Source organism: Streptomyces sp. NPDC031474 (assembly GCF_055581185.1).
Genome location: NZ_JBVIJX010000020.1, coordinates 34,343 through 59,112 on the forward strand (window position 1 = coordinate 34,343; position 24,770 = coordinate 59,112).

18 protein-coding genes are annotated in these 24,770 nt (G+C 71.4%); 15 read left to right on the forward strand and 3 right to left on the reverse strand.

Annotated features, from left to right (window positions below; genetic code table 11):
- The first annotated feature begins 124 nt into the window (after positions 1–124).
- From leuS to ACZ5SK_RS36245, 9 genes are all read left to right on the forward strand, one after another.
- Positions 125–3,010 (forward strand): leucine--tRNA ligase, encoded by a 2,886-nt coding sequence (leuS, locus tag ACZ5SK_RS36205; protein ID WP_334579915.1) that lies wholly within the window; start codon positions 125–127, stop codon positions 3,008–3,010.
- A gap of 225 nt (positions 3,011–3,235) precedes the next feature.
- A complete protein-coding gene (locus ACZ5SK_RS36210) occupies positions 3,236–3,982 on the forward strand; it encodes a hypothetical protein (protein WP_457494351.1) in 747 nt (248 codons plus the stop codon).
- A gap of 163 nt (positions 3,983–4,145) precedes the next feature.
- Positions 4,146–4,991 (forward strand): DegV family protein, encoded by an 846-nt coding sequence (locus ACZ5SK_RS36215; protein WP_334579917.1) that lies wholly within the window; start codon positions 4,146–4,148, stop codon positions 4,989–4,991.
- Positions 4,992–5,111: 120 nt separating this feature from the next.
- On the forward strand, positions 5,112–6,335 hold the full coding sequence (locus ACZ5SK_RS36220) for a ComEA family DNA-binding protein (RefSeq protein ID WP_334579918.1): 1,224 nt from the start codon (positions 5,112–5,114) through the stop codon (positions 6,333–6,335).
- Between the two features lie 263 nt (positions 6,336–6,598).
- Positions 6,599–9,235: a ComEC/Rec2 family competence protein gene (locus ACZ5SK_RS36225; protein WP_468577024.1), complete on the forward strand. Its 2,637-nt coding sequence runs from the start codon at positions 6,599–6,601 to the stop codon at positions 9,233–9,235.
- A gap of 466 nt (positions 9,236–9,701) precedes the next feature.
- A complete protein-coding gene (locus tag ACZ5SK_RS36230) occupies positions 9,702–10,583 on the forward strand; it encodes a YceI family protein (RefSeq protein ID WP_334579920.1) in 882 nt (293 codons plus the stop codon).
- 160 nt (positions 10,584–10,743) lie between these two features.
- Positions 10,744–10,989 (forward strand): hypothetical protein, encoded by a 246-nt coding sequence (locus tag ACZ5SK_RS36235; protein ID WP_334579921.1) that lies wholly within the window; start codon positions 10,744–10,746, stop codon positions 10,987–10,989.
- A 51-nt stretch (positions 10,990–11,040) separates the two neighbouring features.
- Positions 11,041–12,027 carry a DNA polymerase III subunit delta gene (gene holA / locus ACZ5SK_RS36240; RefSeq protein ID WP_334579922.1) on the forward strand — a complete coding sequence of 329 codons (987 nt, stop codon included), beginning with the start codon at positions 11,041–11,043 and terminating at the stop codon, positions 12,025–12,027.
- 67 nt (positions 12,028–12,094) lie between these two features.
- Positions 12,095–12,493 (forward strand): nuclear transport factor 2 family protein, encoded by a 399-nt coding sequence (locus ACZ5SK_RS36245; RefSeq protein ID WP_079665079.1) that lies wholly within the window; start codon positions 12,095–12,097, stop codon positions 12,491–12,493.
- A gap of 198 nt (positions 12,494–12,691) precedes the next feature.
- Here the strand turns inward: ACZ5SK_RS36245 and rpsT are convergent, their stop codons facing one another.
- Positions 12,692–12,958 carry a 30S ribosomal protein S20 gene (gene rpsT / locus ACZ5SK_RS36250; protein WP_020127768.1) on the reverse strand — a complete coding sequence of 89 codons (267 nt, stop codon included), beginning with the start codon at positions 12,956–12,958 and terminating at the stop codon, positions 12,692–12,694.
- 196 nt (positions 12,959–13,154) lie between these two features.
- Between rpsT and lepA the strand changes: the two genes are divergently transcribed.
- The 4 genes from lepA to hemW all read left to right on the forward strand — a co-directional run bounded on the left by lepA (position 13,155) and on the right by hemW (position 20,751).
- Positions 13,155–15,023 carry a translation elongation factor 4 gene (gene lepA, locus ACZ5SK_RS36255; protein WP_079662338.1) on the forward strand — a complete coding sequence of 623 codons (1,869 nt, stop codon included), beginning with the start codon at positions 13,155–13,157 and terminating at the stop codon, positions 15,021–15,023.
- Positions 15,024–15,228: 205 nt separating this feature from the next.
- Positions 15,229–17,106: an AMP-dependent synthetase/ligase gene (locus ACZ5SK_RS36260; protein WP_468415680.1), complete on the forward strand. Its 1,878-nt coding sequence runs from the start codon at positions 15,229–15,231 to the stop codon at positions 17,104–17,106.
- Positions 17,107–17,307: 201 nt separating this feature from the next.
- Positions 17,308–19,356: an ATP-binding SpoIIE family protein phosphatase gene (locus ACZ5SK_RS36265; protein WP_334579924.1), complete on the forward strand. Its 2,049-nt coding sequence runs from the start codon at positions 17,308–17,310 to the stop codon at positions 19,354–19,356.
- Between the two features lie 162 nt (positions 19,357–19,518).
- Positions 19,519–20,751 (forward strand): radical SAM family heme chaperone HemW, encoded by a 1,233-nt coding sequence (gene hemW / locus ACZ5SK_RS36270; RefSeq protein WP_334579925.1) that lies wholly within the window; start codon positions 19,519–19,521, stop codon positions 20,749–20,751.
- A gap of 101 nt (positions 20,752–20,852) precedes the next feature.
- Here hemW and ACZ5SK_RS36275 read toward each other — a convergent pair whose 3' ends face one another.
- Together ACZ5SK_RS36275 and ACZ5SK_RS36280 are read right to left on the reverse strand one after the other, a co-directional pair.
- Positions 20,853–21,692, reverse strand: coding sequence for a DUF3097 domain-containing protein (locus ACZ5SK_RS36275; RefSeq protein WP_361706620.1), 840 nt, complete (start codon positions 21,690–21,692; stop codon positions 20,853–20,855).
- 33 nt (positions 21,693–21,725) lie between these two features.
- On the reverse strand, positions 21,726–22,442 hold the full coding sequence (locus ACZ5SK_RS36280) for an MBL fold metallo-hydrolase (protein WP_334579927.1): 717 nt from the start codon (positions 22,440–22,442) through the stop codon (positions 21,726–21,728).
- 164 nt (positions 22,443–22,606) lie between these two features.
- Here ACZ5SK_RS36280 and hrcA point away from each other — a divergent pair, with 164 nt between their 5' ends.
- Positions 22,607–23,623 carry a heat-inducible transcriptional repressor HrcA gene (gene hrcA, locus ACZ5SK_RS36285; protein ID WP_334579928.1) on the forward strand — a complete coding sequence of 339 codons (1,017 nt, stop codon included), beginning with the start codon at positions 22,607–22,609 and terminating at the stop codon, positions 23,621–23,623.
- Positions 23,624–24,760 carry a molecular chaperone DnaJ gene (dnaJ, locus tag ACZ5SK_RS36290; RefSeq protein WP_334579929.1) on the forward strand — a complete coding sequence of 379 codons (1,137 nt, stop codon included), beginning with the start codon at positions 23,624–23,626 and terminating at the stop codon, positions 24,758–24,760.
- Positions 24,761–24,770: the final 10 nt, after the last annotated feature.

Consider the following 24,770-nt stretch of genomic DNA (forward strand, 5'->3'; position numbering starts at 1 on the left):
CAGTCCCGACCGCCGGTGAACGGACGGTTCGGAATCGGCGCGGCGTCCCCTCCTGTGCGAGGGGATTTTTCGTTTCCTGGACGACATGCCGCTGGCAGAGACGATCGATGGAGCTTTGAGGACCATGAGCGAGACGAACCCCGCTGCCGCCGCTGTCCCGGCGGAGGCCGCGCCGCACCGCTACACGGCTGCCATGGCCGCCGAGATCGAAGCACGCTGGCAGGACTTCTGGGACGCCGAGGGCACGTACGCCGCGCCGAACCCGAAGGGCGACCTGGCCGGTGACGCCGAGTTGGTCGCGCGGCCCAAGAAGTTCATCATGGACATGTTCCCGTATCCCTCCGGTGCGGGCCTGCACGTCGGCCACCCCCTGGGCTACATCGCGACCGACGTCTTCGCGCGCTACCAGCGCATGACCGGCCACAACGTCCTGCACACCCTGGGCTTCGACGCCTTCGGCCTGCCCGCCGAGCAGCACGCCGTGCAGACCGGCGAGCACCCCCGGGTCACCACCGAGGCCGCCATCACCAACATGAAGTCCCAGCTGCGCCGGCTGGGCCTGGGCCACGACAAGCGCCGCTCGTTCGCCACGATCGACCCGGACTACTACAAGTGGACCCAGTGGATCTTCCTGCAGATCTTCAACTCCTGGTACGACGACGAGGCGAACCAGGCCCGCCCGATCGCCGAGCTGGTCGCCCGGTTCGAGTCCGGTGAGCGTCCCGTGCCGGGGCACACGCGCGCGTGGAGCGAGCTGACCGCCACCGAGCGCGCCGACGTCCTGGGCGAGTTCCGCCTGGCCTACGCCTCCGACGCGCCGGTCAACTGGTGCCCCGGCCTGGGCACCGTGCTGGCCAACGAGGAGGTCACCGCCGACGGCCGCTCCGAGCGCGGCAACTTCCCCGTCTTCAAGGCAAAGCTGCGCCAGTGGAACATGCGCATCACCGCCTACGCGGACCGCCTGCTGGACGACCTGGACGCCCTGGACTGGCCCGAGGCCATCAAGCTGCAGCAGCGCAACTGGATCGGCCGCTCCGAGGGCGCCCGCGTCGACTTCCCCGTGGACGGCGAGCAGATCACCGTCTTCACCACGCGCCCCGACACCCTGTTCGGCGCGACCTACATGGTGCTGGCGCCCGAACACCCGCTGGTCGACAAGTTCACCCCGGACGCCTGGCCCGAGGGCACGCACGACGTCTGGACCGGCGGCCACGCGACCCCGGCCGAGGCCGTCGCCGCGTACCGCGCGCAGGCCGCCTCGAAGTCCGACGTCGAGCGTCAGGCCGAGGCCAAGGACAAGACCGGCGTTTTCACCGGCGTGTACGCGACCAACCCGGTCAACGGCGAGCAGGTCCCCGTCTTCATCGCCGACTACGTCCTGATGGGCTACGGCACCGGCGCGATCATGGCCGTCCCGGCGGGCGACCAGCGCGACTTCGAGTTCGCGCGCGCCTTCGAGCTGCCGATCCACTGCATCGTCGAGCCGACCGACGACCGTGGCACCGACACCTCGACCTGGGAGAACGCCTTCGGGTCGTACGACGCGAAGATCATCAACTCCTCGAACGAGGAGATCTCCCTGGACGGCCTGGGCGTCGTCGACGCCAAGGCGCGCATCACGCAGTGGCTGGAGCGCAAGGGCATCGGCGAGGGCACCGTCAACTTCCGCCTGCGCGACTGGCTGTTCAGCCGCCAGCGCTACTGGGGCGAGCCCTTCCCGATCGTCTACGACGAGGACGGCATCGCGCACTCGCTGCCCGAGTCGATGCTGCCCCTGGAGCTGCCGGAGGTCGAGGACTACTCGCCGCGCACCTTCGACCCGGACGACGCGAACACGTCCCCCGAGACGCCGCTGTCGCGCAACGAGGACTGGGTCAATGTCACGCTGGACCTGGGCGACGGCCGCGGTCCGCAGAAGTACCGTCGCGAGACCAACACCATGCCCAACTGGGCCGGTTCCTGCTGGTACGAACTGCGCTACCTGGACCCGCACAACAGCGAGAAGCTGGTCGACCCCGAGATCGAGCAGTACTGGATGGGCCCGCGCGAGGGCCGGCCGCACGGCGGCGTCGACCTGTACGTCGGCGGCGCCGAGCACGCCGTGCTGCACCTGCTGTACGCGCGCTTCTGGTCGAAGGTGCTGTTCGACCTGGGGCACGTCTCCTCCGCGGAGCCGTTCCACAAGCTGTTCAACCAGGGCATGATCCAGGCCTACGTCTACCGCGACAGCCGCGGCTTCCCGGTGCCGGCCGCCGAGGTGGAGGAGCGCGACGGCGCGTACTACTACCAGGGCGAGAAGGTCTCCCGGCTGCTGGGCAAGATGGGCAAGTCCCTGAAGAACGCCGTGACTCCGGAGGCGATCTGCGCCGAGTACGGCGCCGACACCCTGCGCCTGTACGAGATGGCGATGGGCCCGCTGGACGTCTCGCGCCCGTGGGACACGCGCGCGGTGGTCGGCCAGTACCGGCTGCTGCAGCGGCTGTGGCGCAACATCGTCGACGAGAGCACCGGCGAGCTGACCGTCGTCGACGCCGAGCCCGACGAGGACACCCTGCGGGCCCTGCACAAGGCGATCGACGGGGTGCGCCAGGACCTGGAGGGCCTGCGCTTCAACACGGCCATCGCCAAGATCACCGAGCTGAACAACCACCTGACCAAGGCCGGCGGCGCTCTGCCGCGTTCCGTCGCCGAGCCCCTGGTGCTGCTGGTCGCGCCGCTGGCCCCGCACATCACCGAGGAGCTGTGGCGCCTGCTGGGCCACACCGACTCGGTCGTCCACCAGGACCTGCCGGTCGCCGACCCGGCGTACGTCGTGGACGAGAGCGTGACCTGCGTCGTGCAGATCAAGGGCAAGGTCAAGGCGCGGCTGGAGGTGTCCCCGGCCATCTCCGACGAGGAGCTGGAGAAGGCGGCGCTGGCCGACGAGGCTGTGGTGGCCGCACTGGGCGGGGCCGGTATCCGCAAGGTGATCGTGCGGGCGCCGAAGCTGGTGAACATCGTTACGGCGTGAACAGCACCGGGACCGTCACGAGGCGTGACCATGGCGAGGTTGGCGAGGCCGTGACCATGGCGAGGGCGTGACCATCACGGGCCGTGAGCACGGCTCCGGGTAGTCCCCTACGGGCAGGTTCGGGGTTCTTCTGGAACTCCGGGCCTGCCCGCGTCGTTTACGGTTTTAAGTGCGGCGCGCGAGCTGTGGCGCCGGATGTGTCGTGGCAGGCCGGAGGAGGAGCTGGTGGAAGCAGTGATCACAGTCGTCGCCCTGCTCTTCGTGCTCTTCCTCGTGCTCGGCGCCTACGCCACGGTGAAGGTGATCGGCGCCGCCAAGCGAGGCGTCGACCGCACCATCACCCAGGCCCGCCGCACGGTCGAGGACCACACCCTGCGGGCCAAGTCCTTCGCCCAGCTCGGACCGGCCGGCGAGATCGCCCAGCTGCGGCTCCAGCTGCGCACGTCGATGCGGGCCACACAGGACACGCTGCACGCGGGCGCCGCCGAGGACGCGTCCCTCAAGGAGTCCCTCGGCCTCTTCCAGAGGCTCAGCGCGCACGGGCACGAACTGGACGACGAGCTCAAGCGCCTGGAGTCCGAGCCGGACCGGGCGAAGCTCACCGAGCGGCTGCCCTCACTGCGGGAGCGCACCGAGCGCATCACGTCATCGGCGGAGTCGCTGCGCTGGGCGGCCCGGGACCGGGCCCGCCGCTTCGCGGACGACGACCTCGACACCCTCAGCGCCCAGATAGACGTCGAGGCCGGTGCCCTGCGGCACTGGACCACAGCGGAGTCCACCCAGACATCGCCGCCTTCGCCGCCGTCGTGGCCCGAGGCGCCGGCCGCCGACGGTGCGGCGGCCGGACAGACCTGGCCGGAGACACCCGGCGCACGCACCCCGGAGGAGCCGGCCCGGCCCGCCATCACTCCGCCCGGACCGCGGCCCACCTATCCGTGGCAGAAGAAGCCGCGCCCCGAGAGCACCACCTGACACGAGACGGCGTCGCCGCTGATGCCGGCGAGGTCCCGGTAGCGGGTGTGATCGGGACCCAAGTCAGGTGCTGCCCGCCGGCGGCACTTGATTCGGTCAAGGGTCCAGCGGCTGCGAGGGGCCGGGCTGCCGCACGGAGGCTACGCCAGGTAACCTCCAGGTCATGTCCCGCCATGTCGCGATCGTCACGGATTCAACGGCCTACCTGCCGCAGCGGACGATGGAGCGTCACGGCATCACCTCGGTGCCCCTGACCGTCGTCCTCGGCGACCAGGCTCTTGAAGAGGGCAACGAGATCTCGACCCGCTCCCTCGCCCAGGCGCTGCAGAAGCGACGCCCCGTCACGACCTCGCGCCCCAGCCCTCAGCTTTTCGCCGAGACGTACCGCAGAGTCGCCGAGTCCGGCGCAACCGGCATTGTCTCCCTCCACCTCTCCGCCGAGTTGTCCGGCACGTACGACGCGGCGGTCCTCGCGGCGCGTGAGGCGCCGGTGCCGGTGCGGGTGGTGGACACCGGCATGGTCGCGATGGCGTTGGGCTTCTGCGCGCTCTCGGCGGCCGAGGCCGCCGAGACGGGCGGCACGATCGACGAGGCGGTCACCGCGGCGGAGAAGCGGGCCGCCGCCACCTCCGCCTATTTCTACGTCGACACCCTTGACTACCTGCGCCGCGGCGGCCGGATCGGCGCTGCCCAGGCCCTGTTGGGCTCGGCGCTCGCGGTGAAGCCGCTGCTCCAGTTGAACGAGGGGCACATCGGCCTTCTGGAGAAGGTGCGGACGGCGTCGAAGGCCATCGCCCGCCTGGAGGAGCTCGTGGCCGACCGGGCGGGCAGCGAGGTGGTCGACATCGCCGTGCACCATCTCGCCGCTCCCGACCGGGCGGCCGCCCTCGCGGACCGTCTGCGGTCACGCGTGCCCGGGCTCGCCGACCTGCACGTGAGCGAGGTCGGTGCGGTGATCGGGGCGCATACCGGGCCGGGGTTGCTGGGCGTCGTGGTCTCGCCGCGCTGAGGCTGAGGGTTCCCGGCTTCTCTCACTCGTGCGGGTGGCGGAGTTATCCACAACGGGGCGGTTGTCCCCGGAAATTGAGCAAGATCATCGCGGTTCGGTGAAGTGTCCCATCCTCGACGCATGGCACTTCGATCACGCTCACGCAGCACGAACGCGACCAGCGGTCCCGGCCGGGTCCCCGGCTCCGACGGCCGCTCCCATCGTCTCCGTCCATCCGGCGGAGGCCCGGCGGGACATCGTCATGCCTCGGCGGAGCAGAACCGCCGCCGGGCTCAGGCGCTGTTCGCCCAACGGGCCCGGGAGCGAGGGGAGTCGGGGATGGGGCCGCCGGGCGCGCTGAGGACGCCCGATGCGCCCCGTGTGGGGGAGGGCGGTGTGGGGGAGGGCGGCGTGAGTGGGGGTGAGGGCGAGAAGTATGTCGTCGCTGCCGACGACGACCCCCACGCGTACATCCGTGACCGTGACCGTGAGGTCGACGGTGACCGCGACCCCGACCCGGATCCCGATCCCGATGCTGGTCCCCGTTCCGGTTCCGGTCTCGGTCGCGGTCTCGGTCTTGACGAGGCTCGTGAGGGGGTGCCTGCTCGTGCCGCTCGGGTCTGGCAGGAGCGGGCCAGGCTGGCTCTGCGGGAGCGGATGCCGGTGTGGTTGCAGACGCGTTGCGGCCTGGAACGCAGAAGCGTGCTCGCGCTCACGGTGCTGCTGGTCGCCGCGGCCGCATTCGCCGTACAGCACTTCTGGGTCGGCCGGGTTCAGCCGGTACGGGCTCCGGAGGTGGTGCGAGCCGCTGCCCCTTATGAGGCGGGTGAGCAGAGCCCGGCTGCGGAGCCGACCGGTTCTGTCGGTTCTGCCGGTCCGCCGGGTATGGCGAGTACGGCCGGGGCCGAGATCGTGGTGGACGTCAGCGGCAAGGTGCGGAAGCCCGGGATCCACCGACTTCCGGCCGGTTCGCGGGTGGTCGACGCGTTGGGCGCGGCCGGTGGAGTGCGACCGGGGACCAACACCGACGGTCTCAATCGCGCCCGTTTCCTCGTGGACGGGGAGCAGGTCGTCGTCGGCGGACCCGCGTCGACCGGGGCCGCCGGGGCGGGAGCGGGGGCAGGGGCGGGAACAGCGGGTGCGGCAGGTGCCGGCATGGGAGCCGGGCCCTCGGTTCCCGTCTCCCTCAACACGGCGACCGTGGATCAACTCGACAGCCTGCCCGGCGTGGGACCCGTGTTGGCGCAGCACATCATCGACTACCGCGCCCAGCACGGCGGTTTCCGGTCGGTGGACGACCTGCGCGAGGTCAACGGCATCGGCGAGCGGCGTTTCGCCGACCTGCGGAATCTCGTGCGGCCATGAGGGGAGAAGACGCTGCGCGCACCGCGCCCGGGACAGGGCACGGCGAGGACGCCGAAGCCTCCGGTGTCCGAGCCGGACGTGGCTCCCGCACCCGCCAAGCCGTGCACGCAGCTTCAGGGAAGCGACTGGGCGATGCCAACCCGCGTCAGGAAGGGCCGGTGGATCTACGGCTCGTGCCACCTGCGCTCGCGGCCTGGGCGACGGCGGCGCTGACCTTGGACGCGCCACCCGGGCTGGTGGGCGTCGTCGTGACCGTCTGTCTCATGACAGCCGGCGTCCTCCTCGTCGTGGTACGGCGGGGAACTGGGCGCACCGAACGGTGGGCCGTACGACGTGGGGCAGGCCCTGGGGTGGGACGTGCGGCAGGTCAGGGCACGGGCCGTGGCGTGGGCAGCCCGCGGCCTCTGGGCGATCGGGCCGTCGGCGGCCGGACGGCCTGGCCTCGTGTCACGGTCGCCGCGTCGCTGCTCTGCGTGGCCGCGGCTGCCGCGTCCGCCGGGCTGCACGGAGCCGATCTGCGCCGAGGACCGGTGCCGGCGTTGGCGCGGGAGTACGCGACCGTCACCGCCGAGGTGGAGATCACCTCCGACCCACGGCTCACCCGGCCCAGAGTCAAAGGGGACCATGTGACGCCGGACTCCGTCCTGATCAACGGGGAGGTGCGCAGCGTCGAAGAGGTGCTGCCCAGTGGTGCCGGAGCGGTCCGGGCGACGGTGGCGACGCGGGCCCCGGTACTGGTGCTCGTGGACGTCGGATCGGGCTGGGGTGCGGGCGGGCAGCCTGCGGCGCTCGGTCGGCGGGAACCGTCCGGCGGTGGGCGGGAGCCGTCCGGCGTGGGGAGGGAGCCGTCCGGTGTTGGGCGTCCGGCGTCCGGTGGCTCGGGGGTGCCCGACGGTGGGGGTGCGGGGGCCGGCGGCCGGGCCGTGTCCGGCGGTGTGCGGGGTTCCGGAGTGAAGCCTGGGGCGGGGCCGTGGCTTGGGCTGTTGCCGTCCACCCGGGTGCGGGTGACCGGGCGGTTGGCGCCCGCGTTGGCCGGCGGGGACCGGATCGCGGCCGTGCTTCGGGTACGGGACCGTGCGATGCCGTCGGTCGTGCGTGAACCGTCGGCCGCGCAGCGGCTGGCGGGGCGGTTGCGGGCGGGACTGCGGGCGGCCACCGAAGGGCTGCCCGAGGACGCCAGGGCGTTGCTGCCGGGGCTGGTCGTCGGGGACACCTCGCGGATCACGCCCGAACTGGACGAGGCCTTCAAGGAGACGGATCTGGCCCACACGCTGGCCGTTTCCGGGAGCAACCTCACGATCATCCTCGCCCTGCTCCTCGGCCCACCGGGGCTGGCCCAACAGGTCGAACGCCGCGGTCTGGCGCCTCGCCTCGGCGTCCCCCTGCGAGCGACGGCACTGCTGGGCGGAGCGCTCACGCTCGTATTCGTTGTCGTGTGCCGCCCCGACCCGAGTGTGGTGCGCGCAGCGGCCTGCGGAGCGATCGTGCTGCTCGCCCTGGCGACCGGCCGCCGCAGATCCCTCATCCCGGCGCTGGCGACAGCGGTGCTGCTGCTGGTGCTGTACGACCCTTGGCTGGCCCGGAGTTACGGGTTCCTGCTGTCCGTCCTGGCCACCGGGGCCTTGCTGACGGTGGCGCCGCGGTGGAGTGCCGCGCTGCGACGGCATCGGGTGCCCCCGCGGCTCGCGGAGGCCCTGGCGGCCGCGGGAGCCGCGCAGGCGCTGTGTGCGCCCGTGGTCGCGGTGTTGTCGGCGCGGGTGAGCCTGGTGGCGGTGCCCTGCAATCTCCTTGTGGAGTTCGCGGTCGCTCCGGCGACGGTGCTGGGCTTCGCGGTGCTGGCGACGGCGTCCGTGGCGATGCCGGTGGCCAAGGCGCTGGCGTGGTGCGCGAGTTGGCCCGCCGGGTGGATCGCGGGCGTGGCGCGGACCGGGGCGGCGCTGCCCGGCGGGGGAGTGGACTGGCCCGGGAGCTGGGGCGGTGCTCTGTTGCTCGCCCTTGTCACCGCCGGGGTCGTGCTGCTCGGGCGGCGACTGCTCCGGCACCCGTGGCTGTGCGGGGTCTGTGGGGTGCTGCTTCTGCTCGCGGTGGTCCAGCCGCCGCCGCTGACCCGGGTGTTGACGGGTTGGCCGCCGCCGGGCTGGCGGTTGGCGATGTGCGACGTCGGGCAGGGGGACGCGACTGTCCTCGCGGCGGGCGAGGGAACCGGCGTGGTGGTGGACGCCGGGCCGGATCCGACGCTGGTCGACCATTGCCTGCACACGCTTGGTATCACCCGGGTGCCGCTCGTCGTCCTCACCCACTTCCACGCCGACCATGTGGCCGGACTACCGGGGGTGCTGCGGGGCCGGGCGGTGGGGGCGATCGAGACGACGGGGTTCGAGGAGCCCGCGGACCAGGTGGAATTCGTACGGAAGGAGGCGGAGGCGCGGGACGTTCCCGTGATGCGGGCCGTGGCAGGGGAGCGGCGGCGGCTCGGTGCTCTCGACTGGGAGGTGCTGTGGCCGCCACCGCGCCCGGCGCCGGAACCGGACGGGCCGAACGACGCGAGCGTGACACTGCTCGTACGGTCGGCCGGGCTGCGGATGCTGCTGCTCGGCGACCTCGAACCACCGGCCCAGCAGGCGCTGTTGCGTTCCCCTGCGGCCGCGTTGCTGCACGGAGTGGACGTGCTGAAGGTGGCCCACCACGGCTCGGCGTACCAGGACCCGGACCTCATACGCGCGGCGTCCCCACGGCTGGCGCTGATCTCGTGCGGTGCGGACAATCCGTACGGGCACCCGGCGCCCAGTACGGTCGCGGCGCTGCGCGCGGGAGGGGCGGCGGTGATGCGGACCGACCGGGACGGGGCGCTGGCGGTCGTCGCGGGCGCGGGCGGGGAGGTGCGGGTGGCGCGAGACTGAGGGCATGAATCCCGCCCGGACCGAGGGCGAGCCGCCCCGGACACTCGCCGCACAGAACGACACCGAGCTGAACCAGGTGTTCGGGCGCTGCTCGCGGGGCTGGGCTTCGAGGTCAGACCATCTTGCGCTGCTGGTGGGGCTGGTGGGGCTGGTGGACGCGGGGCAGCGGCCGGTCGAGGTCGGTCGAGGTCGGGTTCGGGGCGCACCGTCACTACCCGCTTCGGTGGTAGTGCGAGGTTGGACAGGAGGATCCAGGCGGAGACGTTCGGGATCGAGTGGAGCGGGTGCCGACGGTTCGGGGGCGGCGATCGGACGGTGGATTCCGGTCATGCGGGGCTACTTGTGCGTAGTACCAGCACATCTGCTGGTTTCCCGTGATGTGGGCGTGTCTTGCCTCGAAAGCCGCATCAGTGATCGAATACCTCTTCGACAACAAGTGGTGTCAAGTCGCGCAGGGGTGTCGTGGATGTTGGGCCGTTGGCTGGGAAACCGTACGAACCGGGTGCAGCGGACGAGTCCTCTCGCTGCGGTCCACACCCCGGCGAACGCTGGAGTGCTGAGCTGCCGGGTGCTCGACCCGGTCAACGAACCGGTGCCACACGCGGAGTTCGCGGTGAGCGACGCGATGGGGCGCAAGGTCGTCAGCGGCGGCATGGACCCCTTCGGGGCGTTCATGACGACGGTGCCGGCGGGGGAGTACCGGCTCGCGGTGTCCGCCGAGGGGTACACGCCCTACCGGGCGACCGCGACGGTCGGGGAGAACGCGCTGGCCCAGCTCGGTGATGTGACGCTGCAGGTCGCGCGGCCGCCGGAGTTGCCGGCGCCGGGGGACTGGGAGATCGAGGCGACGCATTCCTCGATCGGGTTCACGGCGCGGCACATCGGGCTCGCCCGGATCCACGGGCGGTTCAACTCGTTCGCGGGGGCGGTGCGGATCGCCGAGCGGGTGGAGCAGTCGGCGATGCACGTGGTGATCGACGCGGCGTCCATCGACACGAACGTCAGGATGCGGGACGACCATCTGCGGTCGGCGGACTTTCTGGACGTCGGGCGGTTTCCGACGCTCGAGTTCTACAGCGAGCGGTTCGTGCACAAGGGCGGCAGCCGGTGGGCTGTCACCGGGGCGCTGTCGCTGCACGGTGTGACGCGGACGGTCACGCTGGACGCGGAGTACCTCGGGCTCGGCAACGGCATGAGCGGCGAGGCGCGGGCGGCCTGCCGGGCGCGGACAGAGCTGCACCGGGACGATTTCACCGTCAGCTGGCAGTCGATGCTGGCGCGGGGCATCGCGGTGGTCGGACCGAGCATTCGCATCGAACTGGACGTACAGATCGTCCCCAAGACCTGACCCACAGCCCAGCAGCCCACACACCCACGGCCCAAGGCCCGCAGCCCGCATGCCCGCCGAGTCGCTGTCGCCCCCCGCCGCCTACGCGGACCGCTGGCCACCTTCCCCCTGTCCGTGGACCCGGCCGTCGGTCCCTGTGCGGGTGTCGGAAAATGGGCGGGTGAGTGATGTGAGACATGTGTTGGTGCTGCCCGATCGTGATGCCGCGCAGGAGGCGGCTCAGGAGCTGGGCGAGCGGTTCGGGGTGCGCGAGGAGCCGCAGATCGTCCGGGACGCCCTGGCGGGGGAGGACGACGCGGAGGACGCGCAGTGGCTGGTCGTGCTGCGGGACGAGGACGGGCGGCTCGACCCGGAGGAGCTGGACGCGTTCGCGGGCGAGTGGGAGGGCTGGCGCGAGGAGCCGTAGGGGAGACGCTCGCGGGCCGCGTTGTCAGTGGCCCGTGCCATGCTTGTCGCAATGGCCAGGAAGACTGCGAATGACGACCCTCTCGCCTCGGTGACGCTCGCCGTGGGCCAGGAGGACCTCCTGCTCGACCGTGCCGTGCAGGAGGTGGTGGCCGCCGCCCGGGCCGCCGACGCCGACACGGACGTACGTGACCTGACCTCGGACCAGCTGCAGCCCGGCACCCTCGCCGAGCTGACCAGCCCGTCGCTCTTCGCGGAGCGCAAGGTCGTGGTCGTACGCAACGCGCACGACCTGTCCGCCGACACGATCAAGGACGTCAAGGCGTACCTCGGAGCGCCCGCCGAGGAGATCACGCTGGTGCTGCTGCACGCCGGCGGCGTCAAGGGCAAGGGGCTGCTGGACGCCGCGCGCAAGGCGGGGGCGCGCGAGGTGGCCTGCCCGAAGATGACCAAGCCGGCGGACCGGCTGGCCTTCGTCAGACAGGAGTTCCGGGCGACCGGGAGGTCGGCCACGCCCGAGGCCTGCCAGGCGCTCGTCGACGCCATCGGCAGCGATCTGCGGGAGCTGGCCTCGGCGGTGTCCCAGCTGGTCGCCGATGTTGAGGGGACCATCGACGAGGCGATCGTCGGGCGGTACTACACCGGGCGGGCCGAGGCATCGAGTTTCACCGTCGCAGACCGGGCGGTGGAGGGACGTGCGGCGGAGGCGCTGGAGGCGCTGCGCTGGTCGCTGGCCACCGGCGTCGCGCCCGTGTTGATCACCAGCGCGCTCGCCCAGGGCGTGCGGGCGATCGGGAAGCTGTCGTCCGCGCGCGGCGGCCGGCCGGCCGACCTCGCGCGGGAGCTGGGCATGCCGCCGTGGAAGATCGACCGGGTGCGGCAGCAGATGCGGGGGTGGACGCCGGACGGGGTGTCCGTCGCGCTGCGGGCGGTGGCCGAGGCGGACGCGGGAGTGAAGGGCGGGGGCGATGATCCCGGGTACGCCCTGGAGAAGGCCGTTGTGGCGATCGCGCGCGCGGCCCGCTCCGGAGGACGGTAGGCACCGCGGGGAGGAGAATCGGGCGCATCGGCCGTCTGTCGCCGAACACGGAAAGGTGGCGATCACCGTGGCTGAACACCCGCACGCCAAGCTCGTTCGCGAGGGCTACGAGGCCTTCCAGCGGGGAGACATGGACACGCTGCGCGGGCTGATGACCGGAGACTGTACGCACCACGTACCCGGCTCGCACCCGCTCTCGGGGGACTACAAGGGGATCGACTCGGTCCTCAACGACTACTACGGCCGACTCTCCTCCGAGACGGGTGGCTCGTTCCGGGTCGAGTTGCTCAACCTGTTCGTCGACGGCCGTGGGCACGTCATGTCCATGCACCGCTTCACCGCGGACCGGGGCTCCAAGCACATAGAGGAGAACGGCGGCATCGTCTTCCGGATCGTCGGGGACAAGATCAGCGACCTCGACGAGTGCCTGGAGGACATGGACAGGGCCAACGACTTCTGGTCGTGACCGGCATGCCGAAGGCCCCGGTCGGCTCCACCCTGGGGAAGGGCGAGGGACCGGGGCCTTCGGGTCACGCTGATCAAGCTGGTGAGCCCGTACCCGCGTGGCGAACGCAGGCCGCGTACAGGCTCGGGGGTGCCGGACGGGAGCGGATGAGAGAGGGCCCGCTCTGGATCCTTCCGGCGATCAGATCAGATAAGGGGTTCAGCCCTTGAGGGTCTCGACCTTGGAAGCAAGCGCCGACTTCTTGTTGGCGGCCTGGTTCTTGTGGATGACGCCCTTCGAGACGGCCTTGTCGAGCTGACGCGCGGCAGCGCGCTGGTACTCGGTGGCCTTCTCGACGTCACCCGCGGCAGCAGCCTCACGGGCCTTGCGGATCGCGGTCTTCAGGGAGGACTTGACGGCCTTGTTGCGCAGCCGAGCCTTCTCGTTGGTCTTGATCCGCTTGATCTGGGACTTGATGTTCGCCACGAAGTAAGCCTCTTCTATTTCAGGTTTCCGATGTGCCCCGCGCTGAGAGGGCAAGAGACACAGCTGCCCAGACTACCAGCGGCCCCGTGAGTGGCCCAAACCGGTCCCCGGTCGCCGCCCGTGGGACCATGGAGCCTACGTATCGATCCGACCCGAGCCGCTGACCCTGCGGATATCTCAAGAATCAGGACCCTGCGTGCCCGCGACCCCTAAGAATGTGCCCGAGCCGAGCCGTACCGACCCGGCTCTGCTCCGCAATTTCTGCATCATCGCGCACATCGACCACGGCAAGTCCACGCTCGCCGACCGGATGCTCCAGCTGACCGGCGTGGTCGAGCAGCGGCAGATGCGCGCTCAGTACCTCGACCGGATGGACATCGAGCGCGAGCGCGGCATCACGATCAAGTCCCAGGCGGTGCGTCTGCCCTGGGCTCCGACCCACGAGCCCGGCAACACGCACATCCTCAACATGATCGACACCCCGGGGCACGTCGACTTCACCTACGAGGTCTCGCGGTCGCTCGCGGCCTGCGAGGGGACCGTCCTCCTCGTCGACGCCGCCCAGGGCATCGAGGCCCAGACCCTCGCCAACCTCTACCTGGCGATGGAGAACGACCTCACGATCATCCCCGTGCTGAACAAGATCGACCTGCCGGCCGCGCAGCCCGAGAAGTTCGCCGAGGAGCTCGCGAACCTCGTCGGCTGCGACCCGACCGACGTGCTGCGGGTGTCCGCCAAGACGGGTCTCGGCGTCGACGCGCTGCTCGACAAGGTCGTCAAGGAGATCCCCGCGCCGGTCGGTGTCGCCGACGCCCCCGCCCGCGCGATGATCTTCGACTCGGTCTACGACTCCTACCGCGGTGTCGTGACGTACGTCCGTGTCATCGACGGGCAGCTCAACAAGCGCGAGCGCATCAGGATGATGTCGACCGGCGCGACCCACGAGCTGCTGGAGATCGGCACCAACTCGCCCGAGATGCTCTCGGCCGACGGCCTCGGAGTCGGCGAGGTGGGCTATCTGATCACCGGTGTGAAGGACGTCCGCCAGTCGAAGGTCGGTGACACCGTCACCAGCCAGGCGAAGGGCGCGACTCAGGCCCTCGGCGGCTACAAGGACCCGAAGCCGATGGTCTTCTCCGGTCTGTATCCGCTGGACGGCTCCGACTACCCCGAGCTGCGCGAGGCCCTCGACAAACTGCAGCTCAACGATGCCGCGCTGGTCTACGAGCCGGAGACCTCCGCCGCCCTCGGCTTCGGTTTCCGCGTCGGCTTCCTGGGTCTGCTGCACCTCGACGTGATCCGTGAGCGGCTGGAGCGCGAGTTCGGCCTCGACCTCATCGCCACCGCGCCGAACGTGGTCTACCGCGTCCTCATGGAGGACGGCAGCGAGCACGTCGTCACCAACCCGAGCGAGTTCCCCGAGGGGAAGATCTCGGAGGTGTACGAGCCGGTCGTGCGCGCCACGATCCTCGCGCCGTCGGAGTTCATCGGCTCGATCATGGAGCTGTGCCAGACCCGGCGCGGCACCCTGCTCGGCATGGACTACCTCTCCGAGGACCGCGTCGAGATCCGCTACACGCTGCCCCTCGCGGAGATCGTCTTCGACTTCTTCGACCAGCTGAAGTCCAAGACCCGCGGCTACGCGTCGCTGGACTACGAGCCCACCGGCGAGCAGACGTCCAGCCTGGTCAAGGTCGACATCCTGCTGCACGGCGACAAGGTGGACGCGTTCTCCGCGATCACCCACAAGGACGCCGCGTACGCCTACGGTGTGCGGCTCGTCGCCAAGCTGCGCGAGCTCATCCCGCGGCAGGCCTTCGAGGTGCCCATCCAGGCGGCCATCGGCTCCCGGGTCATCGCCCGCGAGACCATCCGCGCCATCCGCAAGGACGTCCTCGCCAAGTGCTACGGCGGTGACATCTCCCGGAAGCGGAAGCTGCTGGAGAAGCAGAAGGAAGGCAAGAAGCGGATGAAGATGGTGGGTTCCGTGGAGGTTCCGCAGGAGGCCTTCATCGCCGTCCTGAGCAGCGACGACAACGCGAGCTCGGGCAAGGGCAAGAAATAGCCACCATGGACGCCGATTTCCGGGGCCCGTCGCGCGAAAGCGTGACGGGCCCCGGGTCCGTGTCCAGGGGAAAGTGACCCTCTGTGGCCCCTTACGCCCGGGCCGGTCGGCCTCTACTCTGTCCCTGCCCGATAGTTACTCGCGAGTTAAACAAGCCAGCCGTTTAACCAAGCCAGCCGCATCGCCGCGGGCCCCGGAGGATGTCGTGAGCGACACACAGACCCTGATCGAGAACCGTCCGCCGTCCGTCGCGGGCCTCTTCCTGGAGCGCGTGGCGACCACGCCCGACGCGGAGGCGTACCGGTACCCGGTGCCGGCCGCGTCCGGCGAGGGCCCCGACGACTGGAAGTCGCTGAGCTGGGCGCAGACCGCCGAGCGGGTCTACGCGATCGCGGCCGGCCTCATCGAACTGGGCGTACAGCCGGAGCAGCGCATCGCGCTCGCCTCCTCCACCCGGCTGGAGTGGATCCTCGCCGACCTCGGCATCATGTGCGCCGGGGCCGCCACGACCACCGTCTATCCGCAGACCAACGCGGACGAGTCGGCGTTCATCCTCTCGGACTCCGAGAGCAGGGTCCTGATCGCCGAGGACGCCGCCCAGCTCGCCAAGGCCGTCGAGAAGCGCGCCGAGCTGCCCGCCCTCACCCATGTGGTCGTGATCGACCCGGCGGGCGTCGAGACCGCCGAGGACTGGATCCTCACCCTCGACGAGCTGGAGAAGCGCGGCGCGGCCCGGCTGGAGAAGGAGGCCGGGCTGATCAAGGAGCGGGTGGCCGCGATCGCCTCCGACCAGCTCGCCACCCTCATCTACACCTCCGGCACCACCGGCCGGCCCAAGGGCGTCCGCCTCCCGCACGACAACTGGTCGTACATGGCGAAGGCGATCGCCGCGACCGGGCTGATCAGCGGCGAGGACGTGCAGTACCTGTGGCTGCCGCTGGCGCACGTCTTCGGCAAGGTCCTCACCTCCGGCCAGATCGAGGTCGGTCACGTCACCGCCGTCGACGGCCGCGTCGACAAGATCATCGAGAACCTGCCGGTCGTCCAGCCGACGTACATGGCCGCCGTGCCGCGCATCTTCGAGAAGGTCTACAACGGGGTCGCCGCCAAGGCCCGCGCGGGCGGCGGGGCCAAGTACAAGATCTTCCAGTGGGCCGCCGAGGTCGCCCGGGAGTACGCCAAGGAGGCGCAGGACAACTTCCGGCGCACCGGCACGGCCTCCGTCCCCTTCGGGCTGGGCGCCAAGCACAAGGTCGCCGACGCGCTCGTCTACGCCAAGATCCGCGAGGCCTTCGGCGGAAAGCTGCGCGCGTGCGTCTCCGGCTCGGCGGCCCTCTCCCCGGAGATCGGCTACTTCTTCTCGGGCGCCGGCATCCACATCCTGGAGGGCTACGGCCTGACGGAGTCCTCCGCCGCCTCCTTCGTCAACCCGGGCGAGGCCTACCGCACCGGCACGGTCGGCAAGCCGCTGCCCGGCACCGAGGTGCGCATCGCCGACGACGGCGAGATCCTGCTGCGCGGCCCCGGCATCATGGAGGGCTACCACGGGCTGCCCGAGAAGACCGTGGAGGTCCTGGAGGCCGACGGCTGGTTCCACACCGGCGACATCGGCGAGCTCTCGCCCGACGGCTACCTGCGCATCACCGACCGCAAGAAGGACCTCATCAAAACGTCCGGCGGCAAGTACATCGCGCCCGCGGAGGTCGAGGGACAGTTCAAGGCGGTGTGCCCGTACGTCTCCAACATCCTCGTGCACGGCGCCGACCGGAACTTCTGCACCGCGCTCATCGCGCTGGACGAGCCGTCGATCCTCGACTGGGCGAAGGAGAACGGGCTGGCCGGAAAGTCGTACGCGGACGTCGTCGCCGCGCCCGCGACGGTCGAGCTCATCGACGGCTACGTCAAGCAGCTCAACGAGGGCCTCCAGCGCTGGCAGACCATCAAGAAGTTCCGGCTGCTGCCCCGGGACCTCGACGTCGAGCACGGCGAGATCACGCCGAGCCTGAAGCTGAAGCGGCCCGTCGTGGAGCGGGAGTACAAGCACCTCATCGACGACATGTACGCCGGAGCGCGCGAGGCGTAGCGCGGGCGCGCGGTATCGGGGGGCGGAGCGCGCATGCTCGGATTCCGCCCCTCAACCGCCCCTCTTCGAGCACGCGCGTACACATGTGTACACACGCGTAGCACGGTTCTCGCCCAGGACGGCCGAGTTCGGTAACCCAGCGCTCATGGCCGAGATCGGTCTGTCACCCTGTGGGCATCCGAACCGTCCGGGGAGCTGCGCATGGGGGCCATTCCGACGCAACGGGAGACAGCCTCCCGGGCCGGCGGCGCGCCCGCGCGTCCGGGTGGGCTTCCGCACACCCGCGCGAACCTGACAGGCAGTCCCCTCGCGCCCGGCGCCGCCCGCGACCTGGTCCGCGCCGCGCTGACGGAGTGGGCCGGCCTCGGCCTGCCGGGCGGCGAGGAACTCGACGAGCGTCTCGCGCAGGACGCCACGCTCGTCGTCAGCGAACTCGTCACCAACGCCGTCGTGCACGCCGGAACCGACGTCGAGCTGGGGTGCCGGCTGGAGGAGGAGCCCGGGCACCCCGGCGGCCGGCTCGCGCTCGTCGTCGAGGTCTGTGACCACCACCCCTCCCGCGCCCCACGCGACGACGGCGCCCCCGAACCGCCGTACGAGACGCCGGAATACGGCCGCGGGCTGCGCATAGTCGCCGGGCTCGCCGATGCCTGGGGGGTGACGTACCGCAGGGGGACGAAGACGGTCTGGGCCCGCCTCCTGCCGAGCGCCGCGCCCTACGACATCGACCTCGAAGCCCTCGGCGACGACCCCTTCGACCACGAGCACGATCACGACCACGACCACCACAGGAACCACGAGCACCACAGGAACCACTCGGATCACACGAACCACATGGACCATCCGGACCACTCGGACCGCTGTGGCGAGCGCTCGGACGGCTTCCTCGGCCCTGCCCCGGGGCTGCTCGAACCCCTCGCGCCCGAGCCGGGGCAGCCGGTCGGCCGCCGGGACCGGGAGTGGCTCAACCGTGGCGCGCTGTCCTTCCTCGCCGAGGCCTCCGACCTGCTCGCCGGACAGCTCGACGAGGACCTGGTGGCCGCGCTGACCGGACAGTTGCTCGTGCCGCGGCTCGCCGACTGGTGCGCGGTGTGGCTGGAGGACGAGGTCAGCGGGCGCGGCGAGTGGACCGGCGGGCCGGGGCCGCGGCTGGCCCGCGTCTGGCACGGCAGCGAGAACCTCATCGAGGACCTGCGCCGGGCCCTGGAGAAGGACCCGCCGTGTCCGCCGTGTCCGCCGGACGGCGGGCCGCGCTCCGGGCCCGAACTGTTTCCCTGGCCCGGCGCGGCGCTCGGCGGGCCGGGCGCGGCCCTCGCGTATCGGCTGATCGCGGGCGGCCGTCCGCTGGGCACCCTGGTCATCGGGCGGGCCGGGCTGCTCGTCTTCCCCGACGAGGTCACCGGGCTCGTCGAGGACCTGGGCCGGCGGGTGGCGCTCGCCATCGGCGCGGCCCGCCAGTACGCCCGCCAGGTCACCATCAGCGCCGTACTTCAGCGGGGGCTGCTGCCCGGCGCGGTCGCGGAGATCCCCGGGGTGCGCAGTGCCCTCGTCTACGAGCCGCGTGAACAGGGCGGCCCGAGCGGCGACTTCTACGACCTGTTCCCGGCGGGCGACGGCCGTTGGTGCTTCGCGATCGGCGACGTACAGGGCAAGGGCCCGGAGGCGGCCGTCGTCATCGGCCTGGCCCGGCCCTGGCTGCGGCTGCTGGCCCGCGAGGGGTACGGCGTCGCCGACGTCCTGGACCGCCTCAACCAGCTCCTCCTCGACGACGCGACGGAGGCCGCCGACGCCGCCGCCCGCGCCTTCGTCGGCCCCGCCGGACCGGGCGACGGCCCGCAGACCCGCTTCCTCTCCCTCCTCTACGGCGAACTGGCCCCCTTCGAGGGCGGCGTCCGCTGCACCCTCGCCTCCGCCGGACACCCGCTGCCGCTGCTGCTGGGCCCGGACGGCTCGGTCGCCACGGCCGCGCACCCGCAGACGCTGCTCGGGGTCATCGAGGACGTCACGTACACCAGCGACAGCCTGGAGCTGCGGACCGGGGACAGCCTGCTGTGCGTCACCGACGGGGTGACGGAGCGGCGCTCGGGCTCCCGCCAGTTCGACGACGAGGACGGACTGGCCGTCGCGCTCGCGGGCTGCGCCGGCCTGGACGCCGAGCTGATCGCGGAACGCATCCGACAACTGGTGCACGAGTTCGGGGACCTACCCCCGGAGGACGACCTGGCCCTACTGGTCCTCCAGGCCGAGTAGGCGGGGCAGTCGGGGCAGGCGGGGCAGGCAGGACAGTCGGGGCAGGCAGGACAGTCGGGGCCACGGGGTAGAGCGGGTACGCGGGGCGGGGTGGGGTGACGGGGCGGGTGACGGGGGGCGGAGGCGTCCGGGGGCCGTGTGGGGGTGCGGGACAATGGGCGTATGCCTTCCGCACTTCCCGATGGCGAACCGGTCCCCGGCGACGGCGCGCTTCCGGCGCACGCGCTCGCCGGCGCCGCCGACCGCCCCCTCGGGTTCTATCTGCACGTCCCTTACTGCGCGACCCGCTGCGGGTACTGCGACTTCAACACCTACACCGCCACCGAGCTGCGCGGCACCGGCGGTGTCCTCGCCTCCCGCGACAACTACGCCGACACCCTGATCGACGAGGTCCGCCTCGCCCGCAAGGTCCTCGGCGACGACCCGCGCGAGGTCCGCACGGTCTTCGTGGGCGGCGGCACACCGACGCTGCTGGCCGCGTCCGACCTCGTACGGATGCTGGGCGCGATCCGGGACGAGTTCGGTCTCGCGGCGGACGCGGAGGTGACGACGGAGGCGAACCCGGAGTCCGTCGACCCCGCATATCTCGCCATTCTCCGCGAGGGCGGTTTCAACCGGATCTCCTTCGGCATGCAGAGCGCGAGGCAGCATGTGCTGAAGGTTCTCGATCGCACGCACACCCCCGGCCGGCCCGAGGCGTGCGTGGCGGAGGCGCGGGCCGCGGGCTTCGACCATGTCAACCTGGACCTGATCTACGGCACCCCGGGCGAGTCGGACGACGACTGGCGGGCCTCGCTGGACGCGGCGCTGGGCGCGGGCCCCGACCACGTCTCGGCGTACGCGCTGATCGTCGAGGAGGGCACGCAGCTCGCCCGCCGGATCCGCCGCGGCGAGGTCCCGATGACCGACGACGACGTGCACGCCGACCGCTATCTGATCGCGGACGAGGTGATGTCGGCCGCGGGCTACGACTGGTACGAGGTCTCCAACTGGGCCACCTCCGAGGAGGGCCGCTGTCTGCACAACGAGCTGTACTGGCGGGGCGCCGACTGGTGGGGCGCGGGGCCGGGGGCGCACTCGCACGTCGGCGGGGTGCGCTGGTGGAACGTGAAGCATCCGGGCGCGTACGCGGCTGCTCTCGCGGGCGGTCGCTCGCCGGGCGCCGGACGTGAGCTCCTGTCCGTCGAGGACCGGCGCGTGGAGCGGATCCTGCTGGAGCTGCGGCTGCGGGAGGGGGTTCCGCTGGCACTGCTGCGGGAGGCGGGGCTCGCGGCCGCGGGCCGGGCGCTCACGGACGGACTGCTGCAGCAGGGGCCGTACGACGAGGGGCGGGCGGCGCTGACCCTGCGGGGCCGGTTGCTGGCGGACGCGGTGGTGCGGGACCTGGTGGACTGAGGGTTTCGCCCCCGCCGTCCCTTCCCTTCCCGTCCCGTCCGTCCCCCCGGAGGCTACCGCCGCCCCCGGACCCCCGCTTTTCGGCCTGGACGGCCTCGTCCTCAAGCTCCCCCAGAGGGGGGACCCCCAGACGGGCCGGCGGCCGTCACGAAGTCGATCAGTTCCTCGACCCGGCCAAGGAGCTCCGGCTCCAGGTCCTTGTACGAGTCCACCCGTTTCAGGATCGCCTGCCACACCGCCCCGGTGTTGTCCGACGGCCAGCCCAGGGCCCGGCACACGCCGGTCTTCCAGTCCTGGCCGTGCGGGACGCGCGGCCACCCCGGGATCCCCAGCGTGGCCGGTTTCACCGCCTCCCAGATGTCGATGTACGGGTGGCCGACGACCAGGGCGTGTTCGCTCGTGACCGACCGGGCGATGCGCCACTCCTTCGTGCCGGGCACGAGGTGGTCCACGAGGACGCCCAGCCTGGCGTCCGGGCCGGGGGCGAACTCGGCGACGATCGACGGCAGGTCGTCCACGCCCTCCAGGTACTCCACGACCACGCCCTCGACGCGCAGGTCGTCGCCCCACACCTTCTCGACGAGCTCGGCGTCGTGCCGGCCCTCGACGTAGATGCGCCCGGCGCGGGCGACCCGCGCGCGTGCGCCCGGCACCGCGACCGAACCGGAGGCGGTACGGGTGGGACGCACGGGCCCGGCGGACGGCGGTCTCACGAGGGTCACCACCCGGCCCTCCAGCAGGAAGCCGCGCGGCTCCAGCGGGAACACCCGGTGCTTGCCGAAGCGGTCCTCCAGAGTGACCGTGCCCGCCTCGCAGCGGATCACCGCGCCGCAGAACCCGGTGCCGGGCTCCTCCACCACCAGGCCGGGCTCCGCCGGGACCTCGGGGACGGGCTTCGGCTTCTTCCAGGGAGGAGTCAGGTCGGCGGAGTACTGGCGCATTCGGATGACGATAGGAGAAGCCCGGAGACGGGTTTACGGCGACACGCCGAAACGCGCCGCCAGCGCGTCCCGCTGCGCCCTCACGAACGCCGCGTCCACCACCGCCCCGTGACCGGGCACGTACAGCGCGTCCTCGCCGCCCAGCCGCAGCAGCCGGTCGAGGGCGTCGGGCCAGCGGGAGGGGACGGCGTCCGGCCCGGCCTGCGGCTCGCCGGACTCCTCGACCAGGTCGCCGCAGAAGACGACCTCGGGTTCGCCGGGGACGAGGACCGCCAGGTCGTGCGCGGTGTGGCCGGGGCCGACGTTCGCCAGCAGCACCTGCCGGCCACCGCCCAGGTCGAGCGTCCGCTCGCCGGAGACGAGGTGCCGGGGCCGGACGAGCGCGTCCGAGGCCTCCGCGGCCGCCGACTCGTCCAAACCGTTGCGTACCGCGTCCGCCCGCAGCTCCTCACCCGGCACGGTGTCCACGCCCACCGCCCCGAAGACCTCCGCGCCCGCGAACGCCGCCGCGCCGAAGACATGGTCGAAGTGGGGGTGGGTGAGCGCGAGATGGGTCACATGTCGGCCGGTGAGCTCCTCGGCCTGCGCCCGCAGCCGCACCCCCTCCGCGAGAGTCGACCCCGCGTCGATCATCAGCGTCGCGCTCGCCCCCACGACCAGCCCCGCCGTGCAGTCCCAGCCCGGCAGCCGGCACCGCCCGACCCCGGCCGCGACCCGCTCCCACCCGAGCTCTTCCCAAGTCACCGTCATACCGCGACGCTAGCCCTACGACGCTGCACCGGGGCCGACCTTGCCCTCGGTGTACCCCACAGCCGTACACTGGGCCGGGGAACGCTGGCACTCGGATGTGAAGAGTGCCAGGCGAGGCGCCCAGTGGACACTGGGGGACGACGACTGCTGGAGGTGTGCGCGCAATGCTGAGTGAACGCAGGCTCCAGGTGCTGCGCGCCATCGTCCAGGACTATGTCGGCACCGAGGAGCCCGTGGGGTCGAAGGCGCTCACCGAGCGGCACAGCCTCGGCGTGTCCCCGGCGACGGTCCGCAACGACATGGCCGCCCTGGAGGACGAGGGGTACATCGCCCAGCCGCACACCAGTGCGGGGCGCATCCCCACGGACAAGGGCTACCGGCTGTTCGTCGACAAGCTGGCCGGTGTCAAGCCGATGACCGGTCCGGAGCGGCGGGCCATCCAGAACTTCCTCGACGGCGCCGTCGATCTCGACGACGTCGTGGCGCGGACCGTGCGGCTGCTGGCGCAGCTCACCCGGCAGGTCGCCGTCGTGCAGTACCCGTCCCTGACCCGTTCGACCGTGCGGCACGTGGAGCTTCTCTCGCTCGCGCCCGCGCGTCTGATGCTCGTGCTGATCACGGACACCGGGCGGGTCGAGCAGCGGCTGGTGGACTGCCCGGCGCCCTTCGGGGAGACCTCGCTGGCGGATCTACGCGCGCGGCTCAACAGCAAGGTCGCGGGCCGCCGGTTCTCCGACGTGCCGCGTCTGGTGGAGGACCTGCCGGACGCCTTCGAGGCCGAGGACCGCGGTACGGTCACGACGGTGCTCTCCACCCTCCTGGAGACGCTCGTCGAGGAGAACGAGGAGCGGCTGATGATCGGCGGCACCGCCAATCTCACCCGCTTCGGGCATGACTTTCCCCTCACCATCCGGCCTGTCCTGGAGGCCTTGGAGGAGCAGGTCGTGCTCCTCAAACTCCTTGGCGAGGCCGGTGATTCGGGCATGACCGTACGCATCGGTCACGAGAACGCCTACGAGGGACTCAACTCCACTTCGGTGGTGTCGGTCGGCTACGGTTCGGGCGGCGAGGCAGTCGCCAAACTCGGCGTGGTCGGACCGACCCGCATGGATTACCCGGGAACGATGGGAGCGGTACGAGCGGTGGCACGGTACGTCGGACAGATCCTGGCGGAGTCGTAAGTGGCCACGGACTACTACGCCGTCCTCGGCGTGCGCCGCGATGCGTCGCAGGAAGAGATCAAGAAGGCCTTCCGGCGGCTCGCGCGCGAGCTGCACCCGGACGTCAACCCGGATCCGAAGACCCAGGAGCGGTTCAAGGAGATCAACGCCGCCTACGAGGTGTTGTCGGACCCGCAGAAGAAGCAGGTCTACGACCTCGGCGGCGACCCGCTGTCCCAGTCGGGCGGCGGTGGCGCGGGGGGCTTCGGCGCCGGTGGCTTCGGGAACTTCTCCGACATCATGGACGCGTTCTTCGGCACGGCGTCCCAGCGGGGCCCGAGGTCGCGGACGCGGCGCGGTCAGGACGCGATGATCCGGCTGGAGGTGGACCTGGAAGAGGCTGCCTTCGGCACGACGAAGGACATCCAGGTCGACACGGCGATCGTCTGCGCCACCTGCAGCGGTGAGGGCGCGGCGCCGGGGACCACCGCCCAGACGTGTGACATGTGCCGCGGTCGCGGTGAGGTGTCGCAGGTGACGCGGTCCTTCCTGGGCCAGGTCATGACGTCCCGGCCCTGCCCGCAGTGCCAGGGCTTCGGCACCGTGGTCCCCACTCCCTGCCCGGAGTGCGCGGGCGACGGCCGTGTGCGGTCCCGTCGCACGCTGACGGTCAAGATCCCGGCCGGTGTCGACAACGGCACCCGGATCCAGCTCGCGGGCGAGGGCGAGGTCGGCCCCGGCGGCGGTCCCGCCGGCGACCTGTACGTCGAGATCCACGAGCTGCCGCACAACATGTTCCAGCGGCGCGGCGACGACCTGCACTGCACGGTCACCCTCCCGATGACGGCGGCCTCCCTCGGCACGAAGGTGCCGCTGGAGACGCTGGACGGGCTGGAGGAGGTCGACATCCGGCCCGGCACCCAGTCCGGGCAGTCGATCCCGCTGCACGGCCGGGGCGTCACACATCTGCGGGGCGGCGGGCGCGGCGATCTGATCGTCCACGTCGAGGTGCAGACGCCGACGAAGCTGGATCCCGAGCAGGAGCGGCTGCTGCGTGAGCTGGCCAAGCTGCGCGGCGAGGAGCGGCCCACCGGGCAGTTCCAGCCCGGTCAGCAGGGTCTGTTCTCACGGCTGAAGGACGCGTTCAACGGGCGCTGAGGCACTCCCG

What these genes read in the sequence shown, in the direction of transcription:
- ACZ5SK_RS36265 (WP_334579924.1), top strand. Translation starts at nt 17,308, where the DNA reads ATGGGGGCCATTCCGACGCAACGGGAGACAGCCTCCCGGGCCGGCGGC.
- leuS (WP_334579915.1), top strand. Translation starts at nt 125, where the DNA reads ATGAGCGAGACGAACCCCGCTGCCGCCGCTGTCCCGGCGGAGGCCGCG.
- ACZ5SK_RS36280 (WP_334579927.1), bottom strand. Translation starts at nt 22,442, where the DNA reads ATGACGGTGACTTGGGAAGAGCTCGGGTGGGAGCGGGTCGCGGCCGGG.
- ACZ5SK_RS36215 (WP_334579917.1), top strand. Translation starts at nt 4,146, where the DNA reads ATGTCCCGCCATGTCGCGATCGTCACGGATTCAACGGCCTACCTGCCG.
- ACZ5SK_RS36220 (WP_334579918.1), top strand. Translation starts at nt 5,112, where the DNA reads ATGGCACTTCGATCACGCTCACGCAGCACGAACGCGACCAGCGGTCCC.
- ACZ5SK_RS36230 (WP_334579920.1), top strand. Translation starts at nt 9,702, where the DNA reads ATGTTGGGCCGTTGGCTGGGAAACCGTACGAACCGGGTGCAGCGGACG.
- ACZ5SK_RS36225 (WP_468577024.1), top strand. Translation starts at nt 6,599, where the DNA reads ATGACAGCCGGCGTCCTCCTCGTCGTGGTACGGCGGGGAACTGGGCGC.
- hrcA (WP_334579928.1), top strand. Translation starts at nt 22,607, where the DNA reads ATGCTGAGTGAACGCAGGCTCCAGGTGCTGCGCGCCATCGTCCAGGAC.
- hemW (WP_334579925.1), top strand. Translation starts at nt 19,519, where the DNA reads ATGCCTTCCGCACTTCCCGATGGCGAACCGGTCCCCGGCGACGGCGCG.
- ACZ5SK_RS36275 (WP_361706620.1), bottom strand. Translation starts at nt 21,692, where the DNA reads ATGCGCCAGTACTCCGCCGACCTGACTCCTCCCTGGAAGAAGCCGAAG.
- holA (WP_334579922.1), top strand. Translation starts at nt 11,041, where the DNA reads ATGGCCAGGAAGACTGCGAATGACGACCCTCTCGCCTCGGTGACGCTC.